19 protein-coding genes are annotated in these 10,151 nt (G+C 45.0%); all 19 read right to left on the bottom strand.

Annotation, left to right across the window (positions count from 1 at the left end; translation table 11 throughout):
- Window positions 1-151: 151 nt before the first annotated feature.
- The 19 genes from rplQ to rplN all read right to left on the bottom strand — a co-directional run bounded on the left by rplQ (window position 152) and on the right by rplN (window position 10,143).
- Window positions 152-652: a 50S ribosomal protein L17 gene (gene rplQ, locus QME03_RS11800; RefSeq protein WP_025815527.1), complete on the bottom strand. Its 501-nt coding sequence runs from the start codon at window positions 650-652 to the stop codon at window positions 152-154.
- Between the two features lie 77 nt (window positions 653-729).
- A complete protein-coding gene (locus QME03_RS11795) occupies window positions 730-1,722 on the bottom strand; it encodes a DNA-directed RNA polymerase subunit alpha (protein WP_110370111.1) in 993 nt (330 codons plus the stop codon).
- 12 nt (window positions 1,723-1,734) lie between these two features.
- Window positions 1,735-2,340: a 30S ribosomal protein S4 gene (gene rpsD / locus QME03_RS11790; RefSeq protein WP_009237639.1), complete on the bottom strand. Its 606-nt coding sequence runs from the start codon at window positions 2,338-2,340 to the stop codon at window positions 1,735-1,737.
- 75 nt (window positions 2,341-2,415) lie between these two features.
- Window positions 2,416-2,802 carry a 30S ribosomal protein S11 gene (gene rpsK, locus QME03_RS11785; RefSeq protein WP_025815525.1) on the bottom strand — a complete coding sequence of 129 codons (387 nt, stop codon included), beginning with the start codon at window positions 2,800-2,802 and terminating at the stop codon, window positions 2,416-2,418.
- 81 nt (window positions 2,803-2,883) lie between these two features.
- Window positions 2,884-3,264: a 30S ribosomal protein S13 gene (gene rpsM, locus QME03_RS11780; RefSeq protein ID WP_025815524.1), complete on the bottom strand. Its 381-nt coding sequence runs from the start codon at window positions 3,262-3,264 to the stop codon at window positions 2,884-2,886.
- Between the two features lie 35 nt (window positions 3,265-3,299).
- Window positions 3,300-3,416 carry a type B 50S ribosomal protein L36 gene (gene ykgO, locus QME03_RS11775; protein WP_009237638.1) on the bottom strand — a complete coding sequence of 39 codons (117 nt, stop codon included), beginning with the start codon at window positions 3,414-3,416 and terminating at the stop codon, window positions 3,300-3,302.
- Window positions 3,417-3,429: 13 nt separating this feature from the next.
- Window positions 3,430-3,648, bottom strand: a complete 219-nt coding sequence (gene infA / locus QME03_RS11770) for a translation initiation factor IF-1 (protein WP_009160996.1) — start codon at window positions 3,646-3,648, stop codon at window positions 3,430-3,432.
- 98 nt (window positions 3,649-3,746) lie between these two features.
- Window positions 3,747-4,535 carry a type I methionyl aminopeptidase gene (map, locus tag QME03_RS11765; RefSeq protein WP_025815523.1) on the bottom strand — a complete coding sequence of 263 codons (789 nt, stop codon included), beginning with the start codon at window positions 4,533-4,535 and terminating at the stop codon, window positions 3,747-3,749.
- A 21-nt stretch (window positions 4,536-4,556) separates the two neighbouring features.
- The gene (gene secY / locus QME03_RS11760) at window positions 4,557-5,903 is read right to left on the bottom strand and encodes a preprotein translocase subunit SecY (RefSeq protein ID WP_281724490.1); all 1,347 of its coding nucleotides are present in this window, start codon (window positions 5,901-5,903) and stop codon (window positions 4,557-4,559) included.
- Window positions 5,904-5,907: 4 nt separating this feature from the next.
- Complete coding sequence (gene rplO / locus QME03_RS11755; RefSeq protein WP_025815522.1) at window positions 5,908-6,354, bottom strand: 50S ribosomal protein L15; 447 nt, start codon at window positions 6,352-6,354, stop codon at window positions 5,908-5,910.
- Window positions 6,355-6,379: 25 nt separating this feature from the next.
- Window positions 6,380-6,556, bottom strand: a complete 177-nt coding sequence (rpmD, locus tag QME03_RS11750; RefSeq protein ID WP_025815521.1) for a 50S ribosomal protein L30 — start codon at window positions 6,554-6,556, stop codon at window positions 6,380-6,382.
- A gap of 14 nt (window positions 6,557-6,570) precedes the next feature.
- Complete coding sequence (rpsE, locus tag QME03_RS11745) at window positions 6,571-7,083, bottom strand: 30S ribosomal protein S5 (protein ID WP_009237633.1); 513 nt, start codon at window positions 7,081-7,083, stop codon at window positions 6,571-6,573.
- A gap of 6 nt (window positions 7,084-7,089) precedes the next feature.
- Window positions 7,090-7,434: a 50S ribosomal protein L18 gene (rplR, locus tag QME03_RS11740; RefSeq protein ID WP_025815520.1), complete on the bottom strand. Its 345-nt coding sequence runs from the start codon at window positions 7,432-7,434 to the stop codon at window positions 7,090-7,092.
- A gap of 18 nt (window positions 7,435-7,452) precedes the next feature.
- Window positions 7,453-8,019: a 50S ribosomal protein L6 gene (gene rplF / locus QME03_RS11735; RefSeq protein ID WP_273115800.1), complete on the bottom strand. Its 567-nt coding sequence runs from the start codon at window positions 8,017-8,019 to the stop codon at window positions 7,453-7,455.
- A gap of 15 nt (window positions 8,020-8,034) precedes the next feature.
- On the bottom strand, window positions 8,035-8,430 hold the full coding sequence (gene rpsH, locus QME03_RS11730; RefSeq protein ID WP_025815518.1) for a 30S ribosomal protein S8: 396 nt from the start codon (window positions 8,428-8,430) through the stop codon (window positions 8,035-8,037).
- A gap of 144 nt (window positions 8,431-8,574) precedes the next feature.
- Window positions 8,575-8,877: a 30S ribosomal protein S14 gene (rpsN, locus tag QME03_RS11725; protein WP_025815517.1), complete on the bottom strand. Its 303-nt coding sequence runs from the start codon at window positions 8,875-8,877 to the stop codon at window positions 8,575-8,577.
- Between the two features lie 5 nt (window positions 8,878-8,882).
- Window positions 8,883-9,437, bottom strand: a complete 555-nt coding sequence (gene rplE / locus QME03_RS11720; RefSeq protein WP_025815516.1) for a 50S ribosomal protein L5 — start codon at window positions 9,435-9,437, stop codon at window positions 8,883-8,885.
- Window positions 9,437-9,757: a 50S ribosomal protein L24 gene (rplX, locus tag QME03_RS11715; RefSeq protein ID WP_110370109.1), complete on the bottom strand. Its 321-nt coding sequence runs from the start codon at window positions 9,755-9,757 to the stop codon at window positions 9,437-9,439. The genes rplE and rplX overlap by 1 nt, the downstream gene beginning before the upstream one ends.
- A 20-nt stretch (window positions 9,758-9,777) precedes the next feature.
- Window positions 9,778-10,143: a 50S ribosomal protein L14 gene (gene rplN / locus QME03_RS11710; RefSeq protein WP_009231165.1), complete on the bottom strand. Its 366-nt coding sequence runs from the start codon at window positions 10,141-10,143 to the stop codon at window positions 9,778-9,780.
- Window positions 10,144-10,151 lie beyond the last annotated feature (8 nt).

Genomic DNA, 10,151 nt, shown 5'->3' with positions numbered 1-10,151 from the left:
CATGGTGCAAAAGTAATAAAAATAATTTGTCCCCACTAATCTTCCGCTGAGCCATAATTTGGAAACGAAGGTTAGAAGAGATGCGTACAATAAAAAAACGCCTCTATCCTCACGGATAGAGACGTTTAATTTATAAATCGATAATTGTTGATTATTCAGCCTTAGCTTCTTCAGCCTTAGGTGCTTCTTCGGCTGCAGGTTGAGCCACTTCAACGTTTTCGCCTTCAGCCTTAGTGGCTTTGCGGCTACGACGAGTTTTCTTAGCCTCTGCCTTAGGCGTCTTGGCCATGTTCTCGTCAAAGTCAACCAATTCGATGAAAGCTATTTCAGCGGCGTCACCCTTGCGGATACCCAGCTTGATAACGCGGGTATAGCCACCAGGACGGTCTCCCACCTTAGCAGCAACCACCTTAAACAGTTCGGTAACAGCAAATTTGTTTTGCAAGTAGCGGAAAACAACACGACGTGAGTTAGTGGTATCTTCCTTAGAACGTGTAATCAGGGGTTCTACATATTTCTTCAAGGCTTTTGCCTTGGCGAGAGTCGTAGTGATTCTTTTGTGCATAATCAGCGAAATGGCCATGTTAGCAAGCATGGCATTACGGTGAGGTGCAGTACGACCCAGGTGGTTGAATTTTTTATTATGTCTCATTTTTTGTTTTCTTTAAATGCGGAAGAGTAAATCGGCATGGCGGATGGAGCATGCACTCCATCCGCGCGTGCTGAATATTAGTCTCTGTCCAGTTTATACTTTGAAATGTCGGTTCCAAAAGATAGATTCAGACCCAAGAGCAAATCATCAAGCTCTGTGAGCGATTTCTTACCAAAGTTGCGGAACTTAAGAAGGTCGGTTTTGTTGTATTGCACAAGGTCGCCCAGTGTTTCCACGTCGGCGGCTTTGAGACAGTTGAGTGCACGAACACTAAGGTTCATGTCTACGAGCTTAGTTTTAAGCAGCTGTCGCATGTGCAGAACTTCCTCATCAAACTCTTCGTTGGTATCAACGTCTTGGTTCTCAACGGCGATTTTCTCGTCTGAGAAGAGCATAAAGTGATAGATAAGGATTTTAGCAGCCTCTTTAAGAGCATCTTTGGGACTAATGGAGCCGTCCGTAGTTACGTCGATAACAAGTTTATCGTAGTCGGTTTTTTGTTCAACACGATACGGTTCAACAGAATAGCGAACGTTACGGATGGGGGTGTAAATGGAATCGATAGGAATTACATTTACATCAGTGCAGAACTCACGATTTTCGTCGGCGGGCACATAGCCACGGCCTTTGTTAATGGTGAGATCAATCTGCAATGAAGCTTTGGCATCTAAATGACAAATCACCAAATCGGAGTTTAACACTTCAAATCCAGTCAGATACTTGCCAATGTCACCAGCCTTGAACTCTGTTGTGTTCTCAACCGTGATACTAACTTTCTCGTTCTCGAATTCTTCTACTACTTGCTTGAATCTTACTTGTTTCAAATTCAAGATAATGTTGGTGACATCTTCCTTTACACCAGGCACAGAAGAGAACTCGTGCTCAACACCGGCGATGCGCACGGTATTGATAGAGAAACCTTCTAGCGATGAAAGGAGAATGCGGCGGAGGGAGTTACCAATGGTAACGCCGAACCCAGGCTCAAGCGGACGAAATTCGAATCGACCGAATTTGTCGTTGGCCTCCAACATTACAACTTTATCAGGTTTTTGAAATGCTAATATCGCCATTAATTCAATGATTTATTTAGAGTACAACTCAACGATTAACTGTTCCTTAATGTTCTCAGGAATGTCGGCACGCTCGGGCTTGTGCAAGAACTTACCGCTCTTAGAAGCGTCGTCCCACTCAATCCAAGGGTACTTGCTGTGATTGAAACCAGCCAAAGCAGCTTCGATAACTTCGAGCGACTTAGCTTTTTCGCGCACACCAACGATTTGTCCGGCTTTCACCGAGTAAGAAGGAATGTTTACTACCTTGCCGTCTACCACAATATGCTTGTGACCAACGAGCTGGCGTGCAGCTGCACGGGTAGGAGCCAGACCAAGACGGAACACTACGTTGTCGAGACGGCTCTCGAGGTTTTGCAACAGCACCTCACCGGTGATGCCACTAGCCTTAGCAGCTTTCTCGAACATGTTGCGGAACTGACGCTCCAAAACACCATACGTGTATTTAGCCTTTTGCTTCTCTGCCAACATGGCGCCATACTCAGAAGTTTTTCTGCGACGGTTGTTGCCATGCTGTCCAGGAGGGAAGTTTCTCTTGGACAAAACTTTGTCTGCGCCGAAGATGGGTTCACCAAAACGACGAGCAATTTTAGATTTCGGACCTATGTATCTAGCCATTGTCTATTTTATAACTTATTTGTTTGTGTATCTTTGTTGCCTGCCTATAGATGCAAGCGTTGTGAAAAGAGCGTGTTATACGCGGCGACGCTTGGGAGGACGACAACCATTGTGGGGCAGTGGTGTAACGTCGATAATCTCGGTTACTTCAATTCCTGCACCGTGAACGGCACGGATGGCGCTTTCGCGACCGTTACCTGGACCCTTAACGTAAGCTTTAACCTTACGCAAACCAAGGTCGAATGCTACCTTGGCGCAATCTTCGGCTGCCATTTGAGCTGCGTAGGGAGTGTTCTTCTTAGAACCACGGAATCCCATCTTACCAGCCGACGACCAAGAAATTACTTGACCTTCGCTGTTAGCCAAAGACACAATGATGTTATTGAATGAGCTGTGAACATGAAGTTGTCCAAGAGCGTCTACTCTGACGTTTCTTTTCTTTGCTGCTATTTTCTTTGCCATAATTTCTTTTTAGTTTAAAAGTTTCAAGTTTCGAGTTTTAAGCATCGGGGTAAACCCCGCCTTTCAACTTCCAACTAAATATTACTTAGTAGCCTTCTTCTTATTAGCAACAGTCTTTTTCTTTCCTTTACGGGTGCGAGCATTGTTCTTGGTGCTCTGGCCGCGAACGGGAAGACCGTTACGATGACGTACTCCACGATAACATCCAATGTCCATGAGACGCTTGATGTTCAACTGGATCTCCGAACGAAGATCACCTTCTACTTTGAATTCAGCGCCGATAATTTCACGGACTTTGGCTGCCTGGTCGTCAGTCCACTCGCTGACCTTCAGGTCACGGTCTACACCAGCCTTGTCCAATATCTTTGCTGAACTACTTCGACCTATACCATAGATATAAGTCAATGCGATTTCGCCACGCTTGTTTTGGGGCAAATCTACTCCAACAATTCTTATTGCCATTTGTTAATGATAAATGTTTTGATAATGATTAATGTTTAACCCTGACGCGTCTTGTACTTGGGGTTCTTCTTGTTAATAACGAACAAGCGACCTTTGCGACGAACAATCTTGCAGTCGGGCGTACGTTTCTTCAACGATGCTCTTGTCTTCATATTCTAAATTGAATTATTTGTATCTAAACACAATTCTACCTTTAGTAAGGTCGTAGGGGCTCATTTCCACCTTTACCTTATCGCCTGGTAGTATCTTGATGTAGTGCATCCTCATCTTTCCAGATATGTGTGCCGTTATGGGGCATCCATTTTCTAACTCTACGCGAAACATCGCGTTAGATAGTGCTTCTACAATCGTTCCATCTTGCTCAATAGCAGACTGTTTTGCCATAAATTAACTCTTTGCTTTTTCTGTAATTCTTGTCTCGTCACGCTGAAGGTAAGTTGTATTTACCTAATGTACACACGTTATATGCATGCGAACTTGGGTTAATGTGTAACTTCTATCCCTTCGAATGTTGATAAAATCTCGGCCTTGCCTTTCCTAATGGCTATTGTATGCTCGTAATGAGCTGCCCAACTGCCATCTAAAGTGCGTATTGACCACTTGTCGGGCATTAATCCGATTTGCCTGCAGCCCATGGTTACCATCGGTTCGATTGCTATACACATGCCCTCTTTGAGCATCATACCGCTTCCACGACTTCCGTAGTTTGGTACTTTTGGCTCTTCGTGCATATCACGGCCTATACCATGACCTGTGAGTTCGCGCACTATATCATAACCATAGCTCTCGCAAAAGGATTGCACAGCATATCCTATATCGCCAAGATGATTGCCAGCAGTGGCAGCCTCGATGGCAAGATAGAGCGACTTTTGTGCCACAGAGAGGAAATCTCTGACATTTTGAGCCACTTCTCCGACACAAAATGTATAACAACTGTCACCATTATACCCAGCAAGAAGTGTGCCACAATCAACAGAAATAATATCTCCGTCTTTTAGCACGACCTTTTCGCTAGGCACGCCATGCACCACTACCTCGTTTACCGAGGTGCAGATGCTCGCGGGAAACGGCCCTCCAAAAGGATTGGGAAAGTTCTTGAACGTGGGGATAGCCCCATGATCGCGGATGAACTCGTCCGCTATGCGATCCAACTGGAGGGTCGTTACTCCCGGAACAATATGTTTAGCTAATTCTGCCAAGGTTTTTCCAACAAGTTGGTTAGCTTGGCGCATTAGCTCGATTTCATCTTCAGTCTTGAGATAAACCTTCATTTGCGAAATTCACAAGGCAGATCAATAAGCCGAGGGAACGCCAGCAGCGGCGTTACGCGTATGGCCTGAATTGAGCAATCCATCGTAGTGACGCATCATTAGATAGCTCTCTATCTGTTGCAAGGTGTCGATAACAACACCCACAAGGATGAGCAATGATGTTCCACCGAAGAATTGTGCAAAGCCTTGCTGTACATTAAGCAATCCAGCCAATGCAGGCATCACAGCAATAAATGCTATGAACAAAGAACCAGGCAGTGTGAGTCGCGACATCACGGTGTCAATATACTCTGCTGTGTCTTTTCCTGGCTTAATGCCTGGAATGAAACCGTTGTTGCGTTTCATGTCTTCAGCCATCTGAGTGGGGTTTAGCGTTATCGCTGTATAGAAATAAGTGAACGCAATGATGAGCGTAACATAAATAACATTATACAACAATGAGCGGTTATCCATCAGCGACTGTACTATAGAACTTGCATTCTCGCTTTGAAATCTTACGAGTGTCAAGGGGATGAACATCAAGGCCTGCGCAAAAATGATAGGCATAACGTTGGCTGCAAAAAGCTTCAGAGGAATGTATTGACGTGCTCCTCCATATTGCTTATTACCTACAACACGCTTAGCATATTGTACTGGAACTTTGCGTGTGCCTTGTACCAAAAGAATGGCAGCACAGATGATAGCATAAAGAAACAGTACCTCTACTATGAACAAAACAAGACCGCCGGCCGAGATGGCTGTAAAACGAGAGGTGAACTCTTGAAAGAAAGCCTCTGGCAAACGGGCTATAATGCCAATCATAATAATAAGTGAGATACCATTTCCTACTCCCTTGTCGGTGATACGCTCGCCCAACCAAAGAACGAACATACTACCAGCAGCAAGTATGATGGTGGCAGGAACGATAAATACCGACCATGAGATGCCAGTAGCCAAGGCACCCTCAGCTTGCATCTTTAGGTTGATAAGGTACGACGGTGCCTGAAACACTAGGATTACTACTGTCAGAGCACGCGTGTACCAATTTATTTTTTTCCTACCACTCTCGCCTTCACGTTGCATCTTTTGGAAATAAGGTACAGCCACAGCCAAAAGTTGCATAACGATAGAAGCCGAGATGTAAGGCATGATTCCCAACGCGAAGATAGACGCATTGGAGAACGCACCACCAGAAAACATATCCAAAAGCGACATCAAGCCACCACGGGTCTGATTTTGTAGAGATTCTAGCTGGGACGGGTTGATACCTGGAAGTACTACATACGATCCAAAACGATAGATTGCTACAAATAAGAAAGTGATGAGGAGACGCTGACGCAGGTCCTCAACTTTCCAACAGTTCTTTAGTGTCTCGATTAACTTTTTCATTGTTTTAGATTAAAGTGGTGTTACCTCCAGCTGCCTTGATTGCTTCTTCAGCAGACTTAGAAAATGCGTTAGCTTCTACAGTGAGGGCTACTTTGAGTTCGCCGTTGCCAAGTATCTTAAAGAGTTTTTTGCCATTGAAAAGGCCAGCCTCTTTCAGTTCTGCAGCGCCAATTTTTGTAAGGCCCTTCTCTTCGGCAAGAGCCTGAAGAGTTGAGAGGTTAACTGGGAAAAATTCCTTATGATTGATGTTCTTGAAGCCAAACTTCGGAACGCGGCGTTGCAAGGGCATCTGACCGCCTTCGAAACCAATCTTTCTTTTATAACCTGAGCGTGACTTGGCACCCTTGTGTCCACGGGTAGACGTTCCGCCCAGACCAGAACCTGGACCGCGACCGATACGACGACGTGAATGAGTGGAACCAGCAGCCGGTTTCAAATTATGTAATTTCATAAATGTGCTAATTTGACTAAGTTTGTTATTCAACTACAGTTACCAGATGGTGAACCTTTCTAATCATTCCGCGGACGCTGGGAGAATCTTCTACTTCAACAACCTGCGAGATCTTACGAAGGCCCAGACACTGAAGCGTGCGCTTCTGGTCGAGTGGGTAACCAATCTTGCTCTTTACTTGTTTGATTTTAATCGTTGCCATGTTGTTGATGTCCTTTATCCGTTAAAAACTTTGTCCATACTGATACCACGAACACCAGCTATAGTGTAGGCATCACGCATGAGGCTAAGTGCCTCGATGGTTGCCTTAACCAGGTTGTGGGGGTTGGAAGAACCCTTAGACTTGGCTATCACGTCGGTGATACCACAGCTCTCAAGTACGGCACGCATAGCACCACCAGCCTTCAAACCGGTACCGGCAGCAGCAGGCTTAAGCAATACTTGTGCACCACCAAACGAAGTTTCAACTTCATGAGGAACGGTACCTTTGAGAACGGGAACTTTAACCAAGTTTTTCTTTGCAGACTCAACGCCTTTAGCGATAGCTGTGGTTACCTCGCCAGCCTTACCTAGACCGTAGCCGATAACGCCATTGCCATCACCTACAACGACAATAGCAGCGAACGTAAATGTACGGCCACCCTTTGTTACCTTGGTAACACGGTTGATGGCAACCAAGCGGTCTTTCAATTCTGCGTCACTATTTACTCTTACTTTATTCATTGCCATAATCGTTTAAAAATTAAGTCCACCTTTGCGGGCTGCTTCAGCCAATTCTTTCACACGACCATGATAAAGATAGCCGTTACGGTCGAATACAACAGCTGTGATGCCTGCGGCTTGTGCCTTTTGAGCAACAAGTTCGCCTACCTTCTGTGCCTGCTCTTTCTTAGGCATGGCTTCCATACCCAGAGAAGATGCTGAAGCAAGTGTGGTACCAGTGAGGTCGTTGATAATCTGAACGTAGATCTGCTTGTTTGAACGGAATACGCTCATACGAGGACGCTCAGCAGTACCATTGACGCTCTTACGAATTCTATATTTGATTTTAATTCGTCTTTCTACTTTCTTTGTTGTCATAATCTTCTTAATTTAAAGTTACTTAGCTGAGGCGGTCTTACCAGACTTTCTACGAATAACCTCACCCTTGAACAAAATACCTTTACCTTTGTAAGGTTCAGGCTTGCGGAAAGAACGAATTTTAGCGCAGATGAGACCAAGCAATTGCTTGTCGCAAGATTCCAAAATCAACAAGGGGTTCTGGTTTCTTTCCGACTTGGTTTCTACCTTCACTTCTGAAGGAAGTTGAATGAAGATGGGGTGTGTATAACCCAAAGAGAACTCAATAAGATTTCCTTGGTTAGAAACACGGTAACCCACACCCACAAGTTCCAACACCTTTGTGTAACCCTCGCTAACACCCACAACCATGTTGTTGATGAGCGAACGATACAAACCATGGAAAGCTTGCTTCTGCTTAATGTTTACAGCGCTGTTTTCATCTACTTCGAAGACAATCTGACCGTCTGCAATATTTACCTTGATTGAAGCGTCAACGTGTTGTGACATTTCTCCCTTAGGACCTTTTACAGTAACAACACCATTGGCTTGATTAACGGTAACCCCAGCAGGGATGCTAATTGGCAATTTACCTATTCTTGACATACTTATACCCTCCTATTAATAAACGTAGCAAAGAACTTCACCACCAATTTTCAAAGCGGCAGCCTCTTTGTTAGTCATAACACCTTGGGATGTAGATAAGATGGCAATACCTAATCCGTTAATTACTCTCGGCATGTCTTTATATCCAGTGTACTGGCGCAAACCTGGAGTAGAGACACGTTTCAAACTCGTGATGGCATTTGCCTTTGTCACGGGGTCGTACTTCAAGGCAACCTTGATTGAACCCTGAGGGCCGTCTTCCACGAACTTATAGTTCAGGATATAACCCTTTTCAAAGAGAATCTTTGTGATCTCTTTCTTCAAATTCGACGCAGGAACTTCAACCACGCGATGATGCGCCATGATTGCATTCCTTAGTCTGGTCAGAAAATCTGCTATTGGATCTGTCATATAATAAAATGTTTAATTGATCGGGACTTTCCCGACAATATTAAATAAATCCTTTTGGGGTAATGAAAGTTAAGATTAGCGACAAGTCTGTGACCTATTTAGGCCAAGCCCGCCACTAATCGTAAACATTCATCTTGCTCCGTTTTACCAGCTAGCCTTCTTTACACCGGGAATTAGTCCGGCAGAAGCCATCTCGCGGAACTGGATACGCGACAGACCGAACTGGCGGATATAGCCTTTGGGGCGGCCAGTGATCTTGCAGCGATTGTGCAAGCGGATGGGGTTGGCATTCTTGGGGATTGACTGCAACTTACGAGCTGCCTCGTAAGCTTCGGTGTAGTCCTCAGAAGTAGCGATAATCTTTTTCAGAGCAGCACGCTTCTCGGCATAACGGGCAACGAGCTTCGCACGTTTCACCTCACGGGCTTTCATTGATTCTTTTGCCATATTGCTTAATCGTTTTTAGCGTTCTTGAAAGGAAGGCCGAATGCCTTCAACAAAGCGTATCCCTCTTCGTCGGTATTAGCCGAAGTAACGAACGTGATGTTCATACCTTGAATACGGTCGATTCCATCGATGTTAATTTCAGGGAAGATAATCTGCTCTGAAATACCTAGCGTGTAGTTACCACGACCATCGAATTTGCTCTCGATACCTTTGAAGTCGCGAATACGGGGCAATGACACGCGGATGAGTTTCTCGAGGAACTCATACATTCTCTCACGACGGAGAGTAACCATTACACCAATAGGCATCTTCTTACGAAGTTTGAAGTTGGCGATGTCTTTCTTTGAGTACGTAGCAACAGCCTTTTGGCCAGTAATTGCAGTAATCTCATTGATAGCCACTTCAATAATCTTCTTATCTTGAGTAGCATCGCCCAAACCTTGGTTGATAACGATTTTCTTCAAGACAGGCACCTGCATGGAAGATGAATAGTTGAACTGCTTTTGCAATGCCGGGGCGATTGTCTCGGCGTATACTTTCTTTAACTGTGCTGTATTCATTATTTAATCACCTCCCCGCTTTTCTTGGCGACACGCACTTTCTTGCCGTCGTCGGTTATCTTCATTCCGATACGAGTAGCCTTGCCACTCTTAGGGTCAATCAAACTCAAATTCGAGACGTGGATGGGTGCTTCCTGCTTAACGATACCACCTTGGGGGTTCTTTGCAGAAGGCTTCATGCTCTTGGATACCATGTTCACACCTTCAACAAGTGCGCGTTGTTTGGTAACCAAGACTTTGAGCACCTTACCTTTCCGGCCTTTGTCGTCTCCGGCCAGAACGATAACCTCGTCACCTTTCTTAATATGTAACTTACTCATTACTTTCTGTTTATTAAATATTAAAGAACCTCAGGGGCCAAAGAAACCACCTTCATGTTAACGGCACGCAGCTCACGAGCCACTGGACCAAAGATACGGCTGCCACGAATTTCACCTGCATTGTTGAGCAGCACGCAAGCGTTGTCGTCGAAACGAATATAAGAACCGTCTGCACGACGAATCTCTTTCTTCGTACGAACAATCAGGGCCTTTGATACCGCACCTTTCTTCAGATCGCTTGAAGGGATTACGTTCTTGACAGAAACGACAATCACGTCGCCCACGCTAGCGTAACGACGGCGGGTACCACCTAACACGCGAATGCAAAGTGCTTCGCGAGCGCCGCTGTTATCACATACTGTAAGTCTTGATTCTGCCTGTATCATAATTACTT

Origin of the sequence: Hoylesella shahii, assembly GCF_937990675.1 — a bacterium.
Classification (GTDB): Bacteria; Bacteroidota; Bacteroidia; order Bacteroidales; family Bacteroidaceae; genus Prevotella; species Prevotella shahii.
The sequence above is the reverse complement of the archived record's forward strand: the minus strand, read 5'-3'. Positions and strand labels throughout refer to the sequence as shown.